We start from the raw sequence: 16,990 nt of genomic DNA on the forward strand, positions 1-16,990 counted from the left end.
CATTATTCCTTAAATCGGAATCGATTTAACCGGCGGCAAGATCAGAACTTGTCTGACACCTGGATGCCGGCCGGGCCGAGGATGACGGCGATCAGCACCGGCAGGAAGAACAGGATCATCGGCACCGTCAGTTTCGGCGGTAGGGCGGCCGCCTTCTTTTCCGCTTCGTTCATGCGCTCGTCGCGCCCTTCCTGGGCGAGAACGCGCAGCGCCTGCGCCACCGGCGTGCCGTAGCGGTCGGCCTGGATCAGCGCTTGCGTGACCGAGCGTACAAGCTCGATCTGGGTGCGCGTGGCAAGATTTTCGAGCGCCACGCGGCGATCCGGCAAGAAGGAGAGCTCGGCCGTGGTCAGCACCATCTCCTCGGCGAGCGGTGGCGACTGCTCGCCGAGTTCTTCCGACACGCGACGCATCGCCGCCTCGATCGAGATGCCGGATTCGACGCAGATCAGCATCAGGTCGAGCGCATCCGGCCAGGCCCGCTTGATCGAGTGCTGACGCTTGCCCATGCGGTTCGAGATATAGATGTTCGGCGCGTAAAAGCCGACATAGCCGATGCCGATGACGGCAAAGAGGCGGATGGGCATGCCCCTTTCGGGCAGATTGCCGAGGCCGAAGACCCAGAAGGCGGCAAGCGCCAGGAAAAGGAACGGCAGCAGAAAACGCGCCACGAGGAAAGTATTCAGCGCATTCTCCGAGCGAAAACCGGCAGCACGCAGCTTGTTGACGGTATTCTCGTCGACGAGCGCCTTGCGCAGGTTGAAACGCTCGACGATCTGGCGGACCGAGCGATTGTTCTGGCTCCTGAGCGAGGCTTTGCCGGCGCCGGTTTCGGTGTTCATACGGGCGCGCTCGCGTGCGCGGATCTGCTCGCGCTCGGTCGAAACGGCCTTCATACGCTTGTTGAGATCGCCGCGCTCGAAGAAGGGGACAGCGATCGTATAAAACGTGGCGAAGACCGCAATCGCGACGAGGAGCGCGATCAGCATGCTCGGATTGGTCAGGGTTGCGGCAAGGTCCTGCGACATGGGGCGTCCTTCCGGCTAAATGTCAAAATTGACCATGTTGCGCATGACGAAGATGCCGATCGACATCCAGATCGCCGAGACGCCCATGATGAAATGGCCGCGTGGATCGGTAAAAAGGATCATCATGTAGCTCGGCGAGGTGAGATAGACGAGGGTCGCGACGATGAAGGGCAACGCACCGATAATGACGGCCGACGCCTTGGCTTCCATCGACAGCGCCGAGACCTTGGCCTTCATCTTCCTGCGCTCGCGTATCACCTTGGAAAGGTTGCCGATCGCTTCCGACAGATTGCCGCCGGCCTGCGACTGGATGGCGATGACGATGGCGAAGAAGCTGACTTCCTGGAGCGGCATGTGGGCCGTCATGCGGGCGCAGGCGTCGGGGATGCTGAGACCCACCTGCTGCGCCTCGATTACGCGCCGGAATTCGCTCTTCACAGGCTCGGTGCCTTCGGTGGCGATAAGACGGATCGCATCGTTCAGCGGCAGGCCTGATTTGATCGAGCGGGTGATCACGTCAAGCGCATTGGGGAGTTCATTGAGGAACTTGTTCTGGCGGCGCTTGATCAGGAAGCCGACGATCCAGCGCGGCAGGCCGAGACCGGCGACGACGGCGATCCCGATTATCACCATCAACGATACACCGATGATGAACGCCATGAGCAGCAGCACGCAGGCGAAGATGGCGCTGATGAGATAGAATTTCCCGACCGTGATCGTCAGGCCGGCCTGGACCAGCCGGGATTTCATCGTCAGGGTCTTCTTGGTCTTTTCGTGCTGGCGCTTTTCCAGATCTTTGAGATTGTCCTGCACCGATTTTCGGCGCTTCGACATTTCCTGCACCCGGTCGCGGGCAGCCTTGACCTTGACCCGGTCGCTTTCGGCCGATTTGACGCGGTCGATGCGGCTTGCCGATTTCTTGTCGGCCTCGATCCGGGAATACATCAGGGCATAGGCGACTGCCGCCGCGGATACGGCGGCGAGGACGACGATTGCCAGCACTATCGGATCGAACCCGAACATTTCGCCTAGTCCTTCGATTTCGCTTCCATCGCGTCGAGGGCGGCGGCAAGACGCTTTTCCTCGTTGAAATAGCGGGCGCGATCCCAGAAATGCGGTTTGCCGACGCCGGTCGACATGTGCCGGCCGATCAGGCGGCCGCCGGCATCTTCGCCTTCGATCTCGTAACGCATCAGGTCCTGGGTGATGATGACGTCGCCTTCCATTCCGATCACCTCGGTGATCTGGGTGATGCGGCGCGAACCGTCGCGAAGGCGCGCCGCCTGGACGATCACATCCACCGAGCTGGAAATGATCTCACGCACCGTCTTTGCCGGCAGAGTGAAGCCACCCATAGCGATCATCGATTCGATACGGCTCAGGCATTCGCGCGGCGTGTTGGCGTGGATGGTGCCCATCGAGCCGTCGTGACCGGTGTTCATCGCCTGCAGCAGGTCGAAAACTTCAGGTCCGCGCACTTCGCCGACGATGATGCGCTCGGGACGCATACGCAGGCAGTTCTTGACGAGATCGCGCATGGTGATCTCGCCCTCGCCTTCGATATTCGGCGGGCGCGTTTCCAAACGCACGACATGCGGCTGCTGCAGCTGCAGTTCTGCGGTATCCTCGCAGGTGATGACGCGTTCGTCCCTGTCGATATAGTTGGTAAGGCAGTTCAGCAGCGTCGTCTTGCCGGAGCCGGTACCACCCGAAATGACGACGTTGCAGCGCACCCGGCCAATGATCTGCAGCACAGTCGCACCCTCAGCCGTGATCGCACCGAAACGGACGAGCTGATCGAGCGTCAGCTTGTCTTTCTTGAATTTGCGGATGGTGAGCGCAGGCCCGTCAATCGACAGCGGCGGCGCGATAACGTTGACACGCGAGCCATCAGGCAGGCGGGCGTCGCAGATCGGGCTCGATTCGTCGACGCGGCGTCCGACCTGGCTGACGATGCGCTGGCAGATCGAGAGAAGTTGCGCATTGTCGCGGAAGCGGATCTCCGATTCGATCGTCTTGCCGCCGACTTCGATGAAAGTCTGGCCGGCGCCGTTGACCATGATGTCGGCGATGTCGTCACGCGCCAGCAACGGCTCTAGCGGACCGTAGCCGAGGACGTCGTTGCAGATATCCTCGAGCAGTTCTTCCTGCTCGGAGATCGACATCGCAAAGTTCTTGATGGTGATGATGTCGTTGACGATGTCGCGGATTTCCTCGCGCGCGCTTTCGCCGTCGAGCTTGGAAAGCTGCGAGAGATCGATCGTATCGATCAGCGCAGAAAAGACCTGCGCCTTGGTGTCGTAATATTCATCAGTGCGGACAGGGCGCTTGCGCTGCGGCGTCTGCATCGGCGGCGGCGTCACCTGCTGGCGTGCGGGTTCGCGAGAGGGTTCGACCAGAATGGAGGGGGAAGAGGCCGCAGGGGCGGCAGCCGGAGCCGACGGCGGGGGAGCAATCGCCCCTCCGACCTTTCCGGACCCTTCATTTCCGCGTTTTCCAAACATGCCGCTTAATCCAATCTGCTTGTTCTAGTGCGTTTCCGTTTTCTCCGAGTCACGGAAATGCTCTATCTTTTTGTTTTGACGCAATTCCCGGCAAAAGCGCTTCGCGATTTGCCTGGCGAAACCGCTGCACAGTTTTGCTGGAATTGCTCATCGTCTACTTACGCTTCAGGAGGCCCAGCAAGCCGCCCTTCTTCGCCTTCCTGATTGCAACACGGCCGGTGACGATGTGCGCGATCTGCGAAAAGGTCTCCGCCGTCGGCGATTTTGGGTCGACTTCCGAGATCATCCGGCCGCTATTGGCGGCGTTGCCGAAAAGATTGATGTCGAAGGGGATGATCGCGATCGGATCGATCTCCAGCGGCTCACAGAAATCCGACGGTGAAATCTCCGGGCGCTTCGGCATGCCGACCTGATTGAGGACGAGATGCGGCGGCTTGTCGTTCGGCCGCATCTTGCGCAGCGCATCCAGCATGTTCTTGGCATTGCGCAGGTTGGCGAGATCGGGAACGGCGGTGATGACCACCTCGTCAGCGCTCGACAGCACCGAGCGTGTCCATTCCGACCATGCATGCGGAACGTCGAGCACGGTGACGGGCGCGCTGCGCTGCAGAACATCGAGCACCGGCTGGAAAGCATGGCCGTCGAAATCATAGGCGCGGTCGAGCAGCGAGGGTGCTGCAAGCAGGGAAAGATGCTCGGAGCATTTCGTCAGCAGGCGGTCGAGGAAGACCTCGTCGAGACGATCGGGCGCAAAGACCGCTTCGGCGATGCCGAGCGCCGGATCCTGATCGAAGTCGATGTTCGCCGTGCCATATGGCAGGTCGAGATCGGCCAGGATCGTTTCAGTGGAGAAGAGATTGGAAATGCCGAAGGCGCAATTATGCGCGATGGTCGAAGCGCCGGTGCCGCCTTTCGAGCCGATGAAGGCGATGCTGCGGCCGAGCGGCTCGGCTTCTGGATCGACGAAGATCGAGGCCATCGCCGTCAGAATATCAGGCATGGCGACCGGTTGGACCATATATTCGGAGATGCCGTTACGGATGAGTTCGCGATAAAGCGCGATATCGTTGTAGTAGCCGACGATGACGACCTTGGTCGTCGGGTCGCAGACAGCGGCGAGCGGCGCAAGCTCGGCGAGGAGGCTGCCCGCGTTCGCCTTGGTCTCGAGGATGATGAGGTTCGGCGTCGGGGCGCCGGAAAACATATTGGCGGCAGCGGCGATGCCGCCGCTGGTGATGCGCAGGCTGACCTTGGCCACACGTCGATCATTGGCGCAGCGTTCCATGACCTGCTGCAAAGCCTCACTCTCGCAGAAGGCATGCACGGAGATGCGTGGCAGCGGCCGCATGTTTTCCAAATCCGCCATGCGCACGGCCTCCTCGGCGTGGCGAAGCTCGCTCGGATTTTTGATTTCGTATTCGATCGCGCTCATCATCCCGTTCCGTCTCAGAAGCTGCTGTCGCTGCCGGTGACCTCTTCGATCGTCGACGTGGTCGTCCGGTATTCCTGGATAGCATTGTTGCGCCGCTGTGCGTCGATCGGCGTCATGCCGCGGGGCGCCACCAGATCCTCCGGATTGGCGATCTGGGCGGCGAGGTTGTTCTGCGAGGCACAGCCGAAATTATAGTAATTCTGGTTGGTGAAATCGTTCGAGATGTCTTTCGGCCACTGGCCGCATTGAGTGGTGATGGCAGTGGTGCCGGTAAAGCTCAGCCGGATCGGCGCCGCATCGCCGGGCCCGACCGCGGCATAGGAGGTATTGACGATTTTCGAGCTTGCGATTCCCCTTGAGGCCAGCTCGGCACGGACCTGATTGCGCAGCTGATAGGCTGCCGCCGAATTCGGCGAGCCTTGCGGCGACAGCACATAAACCGGACCCGAGGCGCGGGCGATATAGTTTGCGGCAAAACCGCGAATGAGGTCGCGCTGGGCGTTTGTCAGCCGGCGATCGGTGGAGGCGACGGGTATATCGACCGTCTGTTCCGCTTCGGTCACGATGATCGGATGGCGGGCGCGATAGTCGTCGGGAATGCCGCCGGTCGTCAGCTGGTCGTGCGGGCCGGCGCATCCGGAAAGCACGGCCAGCGCCATGGCGACCGCGGCAAAAAGCCCCTTCTCGATTCCGAGGCGGGGTGTCGTCGAATTGATATGGGCCATCGCCTGATCTCTGTTCTCTTCCATTGCTGCCGATCCTGCCCCGCTCATTTGTAGATGAACCCGATCGATCCGTGGAACTGTGCATCGGCGACGGGCGCCTCGCGGCGGCCATAGACCTTGTTGACGCGGTTGAGGAAGAAGGTCGCACCGTCGTTCTCGGGGCTGAAATTATCGTCCGGCCGATTGAGTTGATTGCGCGCCACCGGACGCACCAGATAGGGCGTCGCGATGATGACAAGCTCGGTTTCCTGACGCTCGAAACCCTTCTGGCGGAAGAGCGTACCGAGCAGCGGGATTTTCGAAACACCGGGCGTGCCGCCCATCGTCTGCGAGACGTTGTCACGGATCAGGCCGGCCAGCGCGATGGATCCGCCCGAGGGCAGTTCCACCGAGGTTTCCGCCGAGCGCCGCTGATAGGTCGCGCCGCTGCTGCCGGCGACCGGTTCGGAGACATTGGTCTTGATCTGCAGGCTGATGCGTCCCGATGAGAGCACGACCGGCTTGAAGGCGAGGTTGATACCGTAGTTGAACGGCACGACGGTGACGTTGCCGTTGCTGTCGGTTGTCGAATAAAGCTGTTGGCCGCCGGAATTGAAGGTCGCGGCCTGGCCCGATATTGCCGTCAGCGTCGGCTCGGCGAGCGTCTTGACGACTTTGGCCTGCTCCAGCGCGTTGAGGTAGGTGGAAATGTCATATTTTCCGATCGAACTCTTGAACAGCGCCGCCAGGCCGCCGCCAACGACGGATGTGGCGCTGTCGGCGCTGGGGCTGCCAAGCTGGGCGACCGTCATGCCGGAGGAATTGGAAACCAAATTGTCGAAGCCGAGTTGCTTCAGCACCTCGCGGCGGACCTCGGCGATCGTCACCTTCAGGGTGACCTGGTCTTCGCCTTCGATCTGCAGCAGGTTGACGACCTGCGAGGTCTGGCGGCCTTCGGCAAAGAGCGCCACCGAGCTGTCGCCGCCGGTACCCGATGCCGTCTCGGTTCTGGTCGTCGCTTCGCCGCCCTTCAGGAAGACCTGCGCCAGATCGGCCGCCTGCGTGGCATCCTGCGGCGTGCGCACGGTGCCGGTCAGCACGATGTTGTCGGAGACGATTTCGACATTGATGTTGGAGTCTGGAATGAAGCGGTGGAGATTGACTTCGAGGCCGGAAACATCGCGCTCGATCTCGATGTCGAGATTGACGATCTCCTGCCCGCCGGCGCCGAAAACAAAAATATTCGTCTGGCCGACCTTCTTGCCGAACAGGTAGATGCGCCGCGAGGTGCGGGTGACGGCATCGGCCATGGTCGGATCGGAGACGAGAATATCATGCGCATCCTCCGGCAGATCGACGACAACAGCCTTGTTCAGCCCAAGCTTCAGCCGACGATGGGCATCGCGGCCGGTCTGCGAGATGCGGACCAGGTTTTCGGAATCGGCACGCGCCTCGCTTGAGCCCAGAAACGGCGCGAAAGAGGCCGGCGCAATACCGGAGACGCCGACCGCCAGCGAGAAGAAACCTGTCAGGAGAAGCCCGGCGCGCCGCGTTGAATTGCCCATTTGCACGTTCTTTTACTCCGCCTTCGGCGCGGCGCTGGCATCGGTGACGATGGCGCCCGATTTGATGACCTGAATGCTCGCACTGCCGTTGTCGCCGCTCAGCAGATAGTCCGCAGCGCTGGTATCTTGCTCCTGCGCATCGGCGACCGAGCGCAGCGCCAGCGACAGCCGGTCCGCCATCTGCTGGGCGACAGCGAGAACCTTGGTCTGATCCGGCGTAAGCTCGAGTGTGGCGGTCGTGCCGACCACGGCCTTCGAGCCGTCGTCCTTTTCCTGGATCTGCTGGTCGATGGCGAGGACGCGGACATTGCTCAGCACGGTTTCGGTGATGAGCTTATTGGCCTCGGTACCCTTGCGGACCATGATGACGTCGACGCGGTCGTTCGGCAGGATGAAACCGCCGGCACCGGTTGCCACCGATATCTCGGTCGCGACGGCGCGCTTGCCGGCCGGCAAGAGCGAGGAAAGGATGCGGCTGTTGGAATCGGCGACCTTTTCCGGCCGGATCGGTTCGCCTTCGAAAATCGGCAGACGCACGACGGCACCCTGCAGACCCTTGATCGCGTCCGGCTTGTCGGCTTCGGTGATCAGGCCGGGGACGACACCGCCCTGCGGCCAGGGCATCCAATGAACCGACTTATCGTCAAGCCTTTCGCCGACCGCCAGATTGGCGCTCGAGACGAGGATGTTGACGGTCGGCTCCCTCTCGATGACCGACTGAACCTGGGTGACGACACCGCCACTGCCTGCCATTTGCATCGCCAGGAAGCCGGCAAGGCCGGCTGCCACCACGGCGACAGCTAGGATTATAAGGCGGGCCGGTTTCATCGATCATTCCTCAGGGCACGATATGTTCGCCCTGCAGAATGCTCAGCAATTGGTATAATTATGGTTAATGGAACGCTTACATTTTAAGTTAACGGGCATTTAAAATGCCGTTATTTCAGGCTTTCCAGCGTGGTGAGGAAGAGCGGCGAGGACGGGAAGGCCATGAAGCCGCCGATCGCGATTGCAATGCCGTAGGGGATCTTCTTGGCGAATAGGACCGAATTCGGCACCGGCAGGCCGATAGCGAGGATCGTGTTCGACTGCGCTCTCACCATCAGGATCAACAAGGTGATGAAGCCGCCGATTATGGCAACATCGGTCATCAGGAAAAGAAGGGATTCGTTCAGACCGAACCAGAGCGCGGTGGCGCTCAACAGCTTGGCGTCGCCGCCGCCCATCACATTGAAGGCAAAAAGAGCGAAACAGGCGGAAAAGACGATGGCGGCTGCGGCGAGATGCATGCCGATCGCTTGCAAGCCAAGGCCGGAAAGGGGCGCGAGAACGAAGAAGGAGGCGATGAGGATCAAGGAAACGCGATTCGGGATCGTCATGGTGAACAGATCCGAGAAGGCCGCCATGGCCAGGCAGAGTGGCAGTATCACGAAGACTGCAGCTGCGATCATGCGTATACCCGATCCTGACTTGATGCGAAAAGGCTCACGGCTGTTCAGCCTGTGAGCCCGCTCGATAGTTCGGCCGAAGCAAATCCGGCCGGTATTAGGCAGAGGCCGCGTCGGCAACGCTCGTCTTAGTTGGCCGCCGAAGTGGCGCTGTCCATCTTGGTGCTCAAGCCGTTGAACGTGTTGCCGATCTTTGTGCCGAGCGCGGTTGCGCCGGTGATGAGCGCTACGGAAATGAGGGCGGCGATCAGGCCGTATTCGATTGCGGTCGCGCCGGATTCGTCCTTCAGAAAACGGCTAAAAAGCTTGGTCATGGTAACTCCTAACTCCAGTTGATGTTCAGCACGTCCGCCAACTGTTGCCGTTGATCGGATGACTGCAACCTAGCGAATGGGCGTTTCTATCGACTTAAGGAAAAGAGTTAACGAGATTTGAACGAGACAACATGCCTTTGTAGAGTAAGTATTTTCTTACGGGCTTACCTCAATATTTAACAATATTCCCGTTATACCACCTCCATTCATCCGGAAATAGCACATAGCACGATGTCCAACCGCCGCGTGCGCCTCAGAGGCCGTGCCATATCGGATCATCGCGCCTCATTCCGGAACAAGGCTGCTGGCTTAAGGCTTCGTTCACCATTTTTTTCCATTCTATGTCGATATTGCGCTGTGATCGTGAAAGAGGACCAAATGTCATCGAGCGGCAAATCTATTTTCTTTGCCGGCATGATCGCCGTTTTCGGTGTTTCGGGAGTTTCCGCGGCCGCAGACGATGACATGCTGCGTGTCTATATGGATCACGCGCGCGTATTGAAGCTCGATCGCCCCGTCAGCAAGGTCATCGTCGGCAATGCCAAGGTCGCCGATGCGACCGTCGCCGACGCCAAGACCATCGTGCTGACAGGACGCAGCTTTGGCACCACCAATCTGGTGCTGCTTGATGCCGACGGCAATGCCATCCTCGACGAGCGCATTCTGGTGTCGATCGATGAGGGCAATACGGTGCGCGTCTACCGGCAGACCGAACGCTCCGTGCTGTCCTGCACGCCGAACTGCGAACAGCACGCGCAACAGGCGGCGACCGGCACCACCTCGCCCTGATCGGCTTCCCGCCCTTACTTTAGCCATTCGTTAAAATCGTCGCGTCAGACTGAAACGGAAAATCAACGAACGGACCCTAGTGTGGCGGACAGAGAATGTCGCTCGGGTCCAGGCAATGACGGTAATTGATCAGAAGACGGATAAGGCGCACTCCCCAGCGCCGTTCCGATTCCTGCGGTTTCGCGCTCTCGCCCGCTCGCGCGAGGGGGCTGCGGCGATCGAATTTGCCTTGCTCGCCATTCCCTATTTCCTGGTGATTTTCGCCATCCTCGAAACCTTCGTCGCCTTTGCCGCCGAGGAGCTCGTCTCCAACGCCGTCGATACGATGAGCCGGAAGATGCGAACCGGGCAGATCACCTATAATCTCGGCCGCACGACCGATATGAACCAGGCGCAGTTCCGCCAGGCCTTTTGCAATGAGATCTCGATCCTGATCCGCTGCTCAACGACCGAAGTGGCGACGCCGAGCAAGCTCTACGTGGATGTGCAGACGTTCAATACTTTCTCGGCCATTCCGACAACGGTTCCCAAGCTTTCCACCGACAAATATGCCGACATCAACACGGCTGCCTTCAAATATACACCGGGCGGCGCCGGCACCATCAACATGGTCCGCGCCTACTACCGCTGGGAAATCATCACGGATCTGGTCCGGCCTTATATCACGACGATACGGCCCTCCGACGGTTCGATGCCGAATTATTATCTGATCGTCGCCACCGCGGCCTTCCAGAGCGAGCAGTATCCATAATGGTGCCTCTCAACCCGTTCATCAGGCTGGTATTGACGGTGCGGCGGCTGGCACAAGACCGCAAGGGCGCCGGAGCGATCGAATTCGCGATCCTCTTTCCTGTGCTCATTATGCTCTATATCGGCGCTTTCGAGATCACGGTCGGCCTCAGCGTCAGCAAGCGGGCGACACGCGCCGCAAGCACGGTGGCCGACGTCGTCACCCAGCAGCAATCCGTCACCAAGAGCGCGCTTGCGCAGATGCCGTCGGTCGCAAACTCGATCTTCGTGCCCTACAATACGACGTCGCTGACGCTGAAAATCACCGGGATCACCATCGACGCCAGCGCCAATGCGAAGGTGCTCTGGTCCTGGGCGCAGGATGGGACGGTGCCCTATGCCAAAAACACGGCCGTGAGCAATGTGCCGTCCGATATGAAGACGGCGAACAGCTTCCTTGTTCGCACCGAGCTCAGCATCCCCTATACGATGTTCCTGTTTGCACCGAACTTCATGCCGGACGGCATGCGGACGATCACCATCAGCCGCAGCTATTTCTACCGCCAGCGGCAAGGCGACTCGATCCCTTGCGGCGACTGCTGACGCCCCTTCTCGAATTTGCCAAGCCGGCCGCAGCATTATATGGCTGAGGCTATGCTGCCTCCGACGTTTCCGGGGCGGTGATCGGCTCTTCGGGTGTAAAATGGCGCGTGCCTTTCTTTTCGTTCTGGATTCCTTCGGCGTCGGCGGAGCGCCGGATGCGGCGGCCTATGGCGATGAGGGCGCCGATACGCTCGGCCATATCGCCGAGTTTTGCGCGGCGGGAGCCGGAGATCGCGCCGGATTGCGCAGCGGGCCGCTTTGCCTGCCCAACCTGTCGGAACTCGGACTGATGCAGATCGCCCGCTCCGCCTCCGGCCGGTTCCCGGCCGGCATGCCGATCCCGGAGAAGGTCTACGGCATTTACGGCGCCGCCACCGAAATCTCCCGCGGCAAGGATACGCCGTCAGGCCATTGGGAGATCGCAGGAACACCCGTCAGTTTCGATTGGGGTTATTTCCCGACGGAGGGCGATGCCTTTCCCGAGGAACTCATCGAGGCTCTCTGCAAGGAGGCCGGCGTGTCCGGCATTCTCGGCAATTGCCATGCTTCGGGAACGGAGATCATTGCCCGGCTTGGCGAGGAGCATATCCGCACCGGCAAGCCGATCTGCTACACCTCCTCGGATTCGGTCTTCCAGGTGGCGGCGCATGAAGTGCATTTCGGCCTCGATCGTCTGCTCGCCTTCTGCCAGGTCGCCCGGGGACTGCTCGATCGCTACAATATCGGCCGTGTCATCGCCCGGCCCTTCGTCGGCCATTCCAGCTCTACCTTCCAGCGCACCGGAAACCGGCGCGACTTCTCGGTGCTGCCGCCGGAGCCGACGCTGCTTGACCGGCTGGTCGAACACGGCCGGCACGTGCACGCTGTGGGAAAGATCGGCGACATCTTCGCGCATCAAGGGATTTCGCGCCTCATCAAGGCGAACGGCAACGAGGCGCTGATGGATGCGACGCTCTCCACCATCGACGAGGCCGGGGACGGCGATCTGGTTTTCACCAATTTCGTCGACTTCGACATGGTTTACGGCCATCGGCGCGATGTGCCGGGTTATGCCGCCGCACTCGAAGCCTTCGATGCACGCCTGGCCGAAGTCCACAAGAGATTGAAGCCGGGCGATCTCGTCGTGCTCACTGCCGATCACGGCTGCGACCCGACCTGGCGCGGAACGGACCATACGCGCGAGCGCGTGCCTGTCATCGCCTATGGTCCCGGCATTCGGTCGCGTTCAATCGGCGTGCGCCGCAGCTATGCCGATATTGGCGAGAGCATTGCGCGCCATCTCGGCATTCCGGCCGGACCGCATGGAAGGAGTTTTCTGTGACGTCGCATTTGAAGAAGGTCGAATTGCACTGCCATCTGGAGGGTGCGGCTCCTCCAGAACTGACTGCGGCGCAGGCGCGCAAATACGGCGTCGACATCAGCGGCGAGCTTCGCGGCGGAGCCTATGTCTGGCATGACTTCGCAAGTTTCCTCGAATGTTACGACAAGGTTTCCGAGGTCTACAGGACCGAAGAGGACTATGCGCTTCTGACCGAGACCTATCTCGACGAACTGGCGGGCATCAATACGATCTACAGCGAACTCATCGTTTCGCCCGATCATGGCAAACGCATCGGCCTCGGCGCCGATGCCTATATATCAGGGATCTGCGAGGGCATCCGGCGGGCCAGGGAAAAGAGCGGCATCGAGGCCCGGCTGATTGTCACCGGCGAGCGGCATTTCGGTCCGGAGAGCGTGATCGGTGCGGCCGAATACGCAGCAAAGGCCGGCAATCCTTTGATAACCGGCTTCAACCTTGCCGGTGAGGAGCGCATGGGCCGCGTCGCCGACTATAGCAGGGCCTTCGATATCGCCCGCGATGCCGGACTGGGGCTGACCATCCATGCCGGCGAGGTCTGCGGCGCCTTCAGCGTCGCCGACGCGCTCGATGCCGTGCGCCCCTCGCGCATCGGCCATGGCGTGCGCGCCATCGAAGATGTCGATTTGGTGAAGCGGCTAGCCGATCTCGGCACCGTGCTCGAGATCTGCCCGGGCTCCAATATCGCGCTCGGGGTCTTTCCCGATTTCGGCTCCCATCCGCTGCGCCGGCTGAAGGAAGCCGGCGTGCGGGTGACGATCAGCTCGGACGATCCGCCTTTCTTTCATACATCGCTTGCGCGGGAATACGAACTTGCCGCCGAGGCTTTCGGCTTCAGCGACGCCGAGATCGATGCCATGACGCGAACAGCGATCGAAGCGGCCTTCGTCGACGAAGTGACACGCGAGGCGCTGCTCGCCCGGCTTTGAGGCCAAATGTGGAGCGAGGCTGGGGAAGATCGGTGCAAATTGGCCGCCACTCTTGCGGTCGGGCCGATTTCCGTGAAAGAAACATTCGATAGAAAGAATGAAAGGCTTCCCCATGGACGGCGTCACGGTCATCGATCATCCGCTTGTGCAGCACAAGCTCACCATCATGCGGCGCAAGGAGACATCGACGGGAAGTTTCCGGCGATTGCTGCGCGAAATCTCCACACTGCTCTGTTACGAGGTGACCCGCGATCTCGAACTGACGATGGAAACGATCGAGACGCCGCTGCAGACGATGGAATCGCCGATCCTCGAGGGCAAGAAGCTGGTCTTCGCCTCGATCCTGCGCGCCGGCAACGGGCTGCTCGAGGGTATGCTGGATCTCGTGCCCTCCGCCCGCGTCTCGCATATCGGCGTCTACCGCGACCACGAGACACTGCAGCCGGTCGAATATTACTTCAAGGCGCCGGAAGATGTGGCCGAGCGCCTGATCATCGTCGTCGACCCGATGCTGGCAACCGGCAATTCCTCGATCGCCGCAATCGACAAGCTCAAGGAACGCGGCGCCCACAATATCCGCTTCCTCTGCCTGCTCGCCGCCCCGGAAGGCATCCAGAACTTCCGCGCCGCCCATCCCGACGTTCCCGTTTTCACCGCGTCGATCGACAGCCATCTCAACGAGAAGGGCTATATCATGCCCGGCCTCGGCGATGCCGGCGACCGCATGTACGGCACCAAGTAAACTTCAGCCTTCTTTTACCAAATCGAAAGAGTTTGCGGCCCGGCGGCTCAATCCGGGCCGTTTTTATTGTCGGTATTAGCAACTTGTCAGCACTTGGAGCGTAGCAAGCTTGAAGAATGAGGCCCCGCATGAAGCGGGGTTTATACAGGAAGGATTTCTGTTTCATGCTCGTGCGTACCGTCATATTCGCCAGTATCGCCGCGGTGCTGGCCACACAGGCGCCTTCCTTCTTCGGAAGCACCAGCCAGCAGCCTGCCGACGCTCTTTCCGCCAATTACATCTCAACCGAAGGCGACAAGCCCGCAGCACCCGCGCCGGTTTCCGCCGGCAATGCGATCCGCCTGCAAGCGGATGCCCAGGGCCATTATACCGGCAGCTTCAAGATCAACGGCAAGCCGGTGCAGGGCCTGATCGATACCGGCGCGACCTATGTCGCGCTCAACGAGACGCTTGCCCGCCGGCTCGGCTACACGGCCAACCAGCTCGATTTCCGCTACGGCGTCAACACGGCCAACGGCCAGACGAAGGCGGCGCATGTGATGCTCGACCGGGTCGAAATCGGCGGTATTCGCGTGCGGGACGTCGAAGCCTTCGTCCTCAAGGACGATGCACTGACAACGACGCTGGTCGGCATGAGCTTCCTGCAGAAGCTCGCCTCCTATTCCGTCGCCGACGGTTCGCTCAGCCTCAAGCAATAACCGCGTCAGATCCGGGTCGAAATCACCGGCGTCAGCTCCGGACTGTCTTCGGTGATGCGGTAGTGCGCGGCAAGGGCGGCCGCTGCCCTTGCCGCCGCTGCGTCGTCGGCGGCATGAACCAGCGCGATCGGCTCGCCCGCGCTGACGCGGGTGCCAAGCGGCAGCAATTCTGAGAAGCCGACGCGATGATCGATCCGGTCGGCCGGATGGCGTCTGCCGCCGCCGAGATCGATGACGCTGACGCCGATGCCGCGCGCGTCGCATGCGGCAAGCCAGCCGGATCGGGCGGCTAGGACAGGCTTTTCCACAGGCGCCCTGACGAGGTACTTGTCGGGGTTTTCCATGAGATCGGCCGGACCACCAAGCATGGATACCATGCGCGCGAAAACCTCCGCAGCCTTTCCCGATGACAGCACCCGACGCGCCATCCCCTCGCCTTCGTCGGAGGACGCGGCAATCCCTGATTTCACCAGCATCTCGGCGGCGAAGGCGAGAACGACGGCCTCAAGCCGCGTGTCCGCCTTCCCACCCGCCAGGAAAGCCAGACAATTGCGCATTTCAACGGCATTGCCGGCGGCATCGGCGAGCGGCTGGCTCATGTCGGTGATCAGCGCCGAGGTCCTGACGCCTGCGCCATTGGCAACCTCGACCAGCGACCGCGCCAGGGTCTCCGCCTGGGCAGGGTCGGCCATGAAGGCGCCGTTGCCGACCTTGACGTCGAGCACCAGCGTTTGAAGCCCGGCCGCAAGTTTCTTCGACAGGATGGAAGCGGTGATAAGCGGAATGGAATCGACGGTGGCGGTCACGTCGCGAACGGCATAGAGCCTGCCGTCGGCCGGCGCCAGGGCGCCGGTCTGACCGATAATGGCGCATCCCACCTGCTTCACGACCTTGTGAAACTGGTCCGCATCCGGGGTGATCCTATAGCCGGGAATGGATTCGAGCTTATCGAGCGTACCGCCGGTATGGCCGAGGCCGCGGCCTGATATCATCGGGACTGCGAGGCCGCAGGCGGCGGCGAGCGGCGCCAGCATCAGCGAGACATTGTCGCCGACGCCTCCGGTCGAATGTTTGTCGGCGATCGGGCGGTCGATATCCGCCCATTGCAGCCGATCGCCGGAATCGGCCATCGCCAGCGTCAAGGCCACGATTTCCTCACGTGACATGCCCTTGAACCAGACGGCCATGGCAAAGGCGCCGATCTGGCCCTCGGACAATCGACCGGCGGCAAGCGCATCGATGAAAGACCGGATATCGGCAGCGTCGAGTTCGCCGCCGTCGCGCTTGCGCCGGATGATCTCCTGCGGGATCATCTCAATAGCCCGACGCCGCCGCCGATGCCGGCTGCGCTCCGCTGAGAACCGCCAGTATATCGTCGAGCAGGCCGGAAGCGCCGAAACGGAAGGTCGAGGGCATCGCCCAATCCGGCGCCATGATGGTTTCGGCAAGGCTGAGATAGAGCGCCGCATCGGCCACCGAGCCGATGCCGCCGGCCGGTTTGAAACCGACCTTGCGTCCGCTTTCACGAATGGCCCGGATCATGATGTCGGCGGCTTCGAGCGTCGCGTTGACAGCGACCTTGCCTGTCGAGGTCTTGATGAAATCGGCGCCGGCTTCGATGGCGAGTTCGGAGGCGCGGCGGATCATTGCCGCCTCCTTCAATTCGCCGGTCTCGATGATGACCTTCAGCAGAACCGGCCCAGTGCATTCTGCGCGGATGGCCTTGACCATGTCGGTCACCGCCTTCTCATCGCCAGCTATGAACTTGCGATAGGGGATGACCAGATCGATCTCATCGGCGCCGTCGGCAATCGCCTCGCGCGTTTCGGCGGCGACATCGGCCACTTCCATCTCGCCCGCCGGGAAATTGACCACGGTCGCGATGCGCACGGCATGGCCGGTGCCGAGAATATTGCGGGCCTGGGCGACGAAGCGCGGCCAGATGCAGATCGCGGCGCTGTTGCCATAGGGCGTCTGCGCGCGGGCGCAGAGCGCGTCGATCTGCGCCTCGGTGCAATCGTCCTTCAGATTGGTGAGATCGAGAAGGGAAAGGGCGACAGCCGCCGTTTCCCGGATGGAATGGCTATTCATTTTCACTTCCTCTGGAGCATGAGGCCGAAAAGTGTGAGCGGTTTTCGGACGACATCA

18 protein-coding genes are annotated in these 16,990 nt (G+C 61.2%); 7 read left to right on the top strand and 11 right to left on the bottom strand.

Annotated features, from left to right (window positions below):
* Positions 1 to 41: 41 nt before the first annotated feature.
* From FHX03_RS28700 to FHX03_RS28740, 9 genes are all read right to left on the bottom strand, one after another.
* On the bottom strand, positions 42 to 1,028 hold the full coding sequence (locus FHX03_RS28700) for a type II secretion system F family protein (protein WP_003589212.1): 987 nt from the start codon (positions 1,026 to 1,028) through the stop codon (positions 42 to 44).
* A gap of 15 nt (positions 1,029 to 1,043) precedes the next feature.
* On the bottom strand, positions 1,044 to 2,051 hold the full coding sequence (locus FHX03_RS28705; RefSeq protein WP_097628321.1) for a type II secretion system F family protein: 1,008 nt from the start codon (positions 2,049 to 2,051) through the stop codon (positions 1,044 to 1,046).
* A gap of 5 nt (positions 2,052 to 2,056) precedes the next feature.
* Positions 2,057 to 3,532, bottom strand: coding sequence for a CpaF family protein (locus FHX03_RS28710; RefSeq protein WP_183781682.1), 1,476 nt, complete (start codon positions 3,530 to 3,532; stop codon positions 2,057 to 2,059).
* Positions 3,533 to 3,686: 154 nt separating this feature from the next.
* Positions 3,687 to 4,964 carry a CpaE family protein gene (locus FHX03_RS28715; RefSeq protein WP_097628476.1) on the bottom strand — a complete coding sequence of 426 codons (1,278 nt, stop codon included), beginning with the start codon at positions 4,962 to 4,964 and terminating at the stop codon, positions 3,687 to 3,689.
* A 14-nt stretch (positions 4,965 to 4,978) separates the two neighbouring features.
* Positions 4,979 to 5,737 carry a CpaD family pilus assembly protein gene (locus FHX03_RS28720; RefSeq protein WP_097628323.1) on the bottom strand — a complete coding sequence of 253 codons (759 nt, stop codon included), beginning with the start codon at positions 5,735 to 5,737 and terminating at the stop codon, positions 4,979 to 4,981.
* The gene (locus tag FHX03_RS28725; RefSeq protein WP_097628324.1) at positions 5,734 to 7,233 is read right to left on the bottom strand and encodes a type II and III secretion system protein family protein; all 1,500 of its coding nucleotides are present in this window, start codon (positions 7,231 to 7,233) and stop codon (positions 5,734 to 5,736) included. The genes FHX03_RS28720 and FHX03_RS28725 overlap by 4 nt, the downstream gene beginning before the upstream one ends.
* A 12-nt stretch (positions 7,234 to 7,245) precedes the next feature.
* A complete protein-coding gene (gene cpaB / locus FHX03_RS28730; RefSeq protein WP_097628325.1) occupies positions 7,246 to 8,061 on the bottom strand; it encodes a Flp pilus assembly protein CpaB in 816 nt (271 codons plus the stop codon).
* Between the two features lie 110 nt (positions 8,062 to 8,171).
* Complete coding sequence (locus tag FHX03_RS28735; RefSeq protein WP_097628326.1) at positions 8,172 to 8,684, bottom strand: prepilin peptidase; 513 nt, start codon at positions 8,682 to 8,684, stop codon at positions 8,172 to 8,174.
* Positions 8,685 to 8,809: 125 nt separating this feature from the next.
* Complete coding sequence (locus FHX03_RS28740; RefSeq protein WP_003589224.1) at positions 8,810 to 8,995, bottom strand: Flp family type IVb pilin; 186 nt, start codon at positions 8,993 to 8,995, stop codon at positions 8,810 to 8,812.
* Between the two features lie 378 nt (positions 8,996 to 9,373).
* Here FHX03_RS28740 and FHX03_RS28745 point away from each other — a divergent pair, with 378 nt between their 5' ends.
* From FHX03_RS28745 to FHX03_RS28775, 7 genes are all read left to right on the top strand, one after another.
* Positions 9,374 to 9,784, top strand: coding sequence for a pilus assembly protein N-terminal domain-containing protein (locus FHX03_RS28745; RefSeq protein WP_131710695.1), 411 nt, complete (start codon positions 9,374 to 9,376; stop codon positions 9,782 to 9,784).
* A 115-nt stretch (positions 9,785 to 9,899) separates the two neighbouring features.
* Positions 9,900 to 10,535: a TadE/TadG family type IV pilus assembly protein gene (locus tag FHX03_RS28750; protein WP_183856575.1), complete on the top strand. Its 636-nt coding sequence runs from the start codon at positions 9,900 to 9,902 to the stop codon at positions 10,533 to 10,535.
* Positions 10,535 to 11,116 (top strand): TadE/TadG family type IV pilus assembly protein, encoded by a 582-nt coding sequence (locus FHX03_RS28755; protein WP_097628329.1) that lies wholly within the window; start codon positions 10,535 to 10,537, stop codon positions 11,114 to 11,116. Before FHX03_RS28750 ends, FHX03_RS28755 begins: the two co-directional genes overlap by 1 nt.
* Positions 11,117 to 11,216: 100 nt before the next feature.
* Positions 11,217 to 12,437 (top strand): phosphopentomutase, encoded by a 1,221-nt coding sequence (locus FHX03_RS28760; protein ID WP_097628330.1) that lies wholly within the window; start codon positions 11,217 to 11,219, stop codon positions 12,435 to 12,437.
* Entirely contained in the window at positions 12,434 to 13,402 is a 969-nt protein-coding gene (locus FHX03_RS28765) for an adenosine deaminase (protein ID WP_183856577.1), read from the top strand. Before FHX03_RS28760 ends, FHX03_RS28765 begins: the two co-directional genes overlap by 4 nt.
* A 112-nt stretch (positions 13,403 to 13,514) precedes the next feature.
* Positions 13,515 to 14,144, top strand: coding sequence for a uracil phosphoribosyltransferase (gene upp, locus FHX03_RS28770; RefSeq protein WP_097628332.1), 630 nt, complete (start codon positions 13,515 to 13,517; stop codon positions 14,142 to 14,144).
* Positions 14,145 to 14,272: 128 nt separating this feature from the next.
* A complete protein-coding gene (locus FHX03_RS28775) occupies positions 14,273 to 14,842 on the top strand; it encodes a TIGR02281 family clan AA aspartic protease (RefSeq protein WP_183856579.1) in 570 nt (189 codons plus the stop codon).
* Positions 14,843 to 14,847: 5 nt separating this feature from the next.
* Here the strand turns inward: FHX03_RS28775 and deoA are convergent, their stop codons facing one another.
* Entirely contained in the window at positions 14,848 to 16,155 is a 1,308-nt protein-coding gene (deoA, locus tag FHX03_RS28780) for a thymidine phosphorylase (protein ID WP_183856581.1), read from the bottom strand.
* A gap of 1 nt (position 16,156) precedes the next feature.
* The gene (gene deoC / locus FHX03_RS28785; RefSeq protein WP_097628335.1) at positions 16,157 to 16,933 is read right to left on the bottom strand and encodes a deoxyribose-phosphate aldolase; all 777 of its coding nucleotides are present in this window, start codon (positions 16,931 to 16,933) and stop codon (positions 16,157 to 16,159) included.
* Between the last annotated feature and the right edge of the window lie 57 nt (positions 16,934 to 16,990).

It is taken from the genome of Rhizobium sp. BK456 (assembly GCF_014194045.1).
In the GTDB taxonomy this organism is placed as follows: domain Bacteria; phylum Pseudomonadota; class Alphaproteobacteria; order Rhizobiales; family Rhizobiaceae; genus Rhizobium; species Rhizobium redzepovicii.

Excerpts from the sequence above, each read along its gene's own strand:
- FHX03_RS28735 (WP_097628326.1), bottom strand. The coding sequence starts at position 8,684 with ATGATCGCAGCTGCAGTCTTCGTGATACTGCCACTCTGCCTGGCCATG.
- deoC (WP_097628335.1), bottom strand. The coding sequence starts at position 16,933 with ATGAATAGCCATTCCATCCGGGAAACGGCGGCTGTCGCCCTTTCCCTT.
- FHX03_RS28715 (WP_097628476.1), bottom strand. The coding sequence starts at position 4,964 with ATGAGCGCGATCGAATACGAAATCAAAAATCCGAGCGAGCTTCGCCAC.
- FHX03_RS28710 (WP_183781682.1), bottom strand. The coding sequence starts at position 3,532 with ATGTTTGGAAAACGCGGAAATGAAGGGTCCGGAAAGGTCGGAGGGGCG.
- cpaB (WP_097628325.1), bottom strand. The coding sequence starts at position 8,061 with ATGAAACCGGCCCGCCTTATAATCCTAGCTGTCGCCGTGGTGGCAGCC.
- upp (WP_097628332.1), top strand. The coding sequence starts at position 13,515 with ATGGACGGCGTCACGGTCATCGATCATCCGCTTGTGCAGCACAAGCTC.
- FHX03_RS28720 (WP_097628323.1), bottom strand. The coding sequence starts at position 5,737 with ATGAGCGGGGCAGGATCGGCAGCAATGGAAGAGAACAGAGATCAGGCG.
- FHX03_RS28775 (WP_183856579.1), top strand. The coding sequence starts at position 14,273 with ATGAAGCGGGGTTTATACAGGAAGGATTTCTGTTTCATGCTCGTGCGT.
- FHX03_RS28750 (WP_183856575.1), top strand. The coding sequence starts at position 9,900 with ATGACGGTAATTGATCAGAAGACGGATAAGGCGCACTCCCCAGCGCCG.
- FHX03_RS28745 (WP_131710695.1), top strand. The coding sequence starts at position 9,374 with ATGTCATCGAGCGGCAAATCTATTTTCTTTGCCGGCATGATCGCCGTT.
- FHX03_RS28760 (WP_097628330.1), top strand. The coding sequence starts at position 11,217 with ATGGCGCGTGCCTTTCTTTTCGTTCTGGATTCCTTCGGCGTCGGCGGA.
- FHX03_RS28700 (WP_003589212.1), bottom strand. The coding sequence starts at position 1,028 with ATGTCGCAGGACCTTGCCGCAACCCTGACCAATCCGAGCATGCTGATC.
- FHX03_RS28740 (WP_003589224.1), bottom strand. The coding sequence starts at position 8,995 with ATGACCAAGCTTTTTAGCCGTTTTCTGAAGGACGAATCCGGCGCGACC.
- FHX03_RS28755 (WP_097628329.1), top strand. The coding sequence starts at position 10,535 with ATGGTGCCTCTCAACCCGTTCATCAGGCTGGTATTGACGGTGCGGCGG.
- deoA (WP_183856581.1), bottom strand. The coding sequence starts at position 16,155 with ATGATCCCGCAGGAGATCATCCGGCGCAAGCGCGACGGCGGCGAACTC.
- FHX03_RS28725 (WP_097628324.1), bottom strand. The coding sequence starts at position 7,233 with ATGGGCAATTCAACGCGGCGCGCCGGGCTTCTCCTGACAGGTTTCTTC.
- FHX03_RS28705 (WP_097628321.1), bottom strand. The coding sequence starts at position 2,051 with ATGTTCGGGTTCGATCCGATAGTGCTGGCAATCGTCGTCCTCGCCGCC.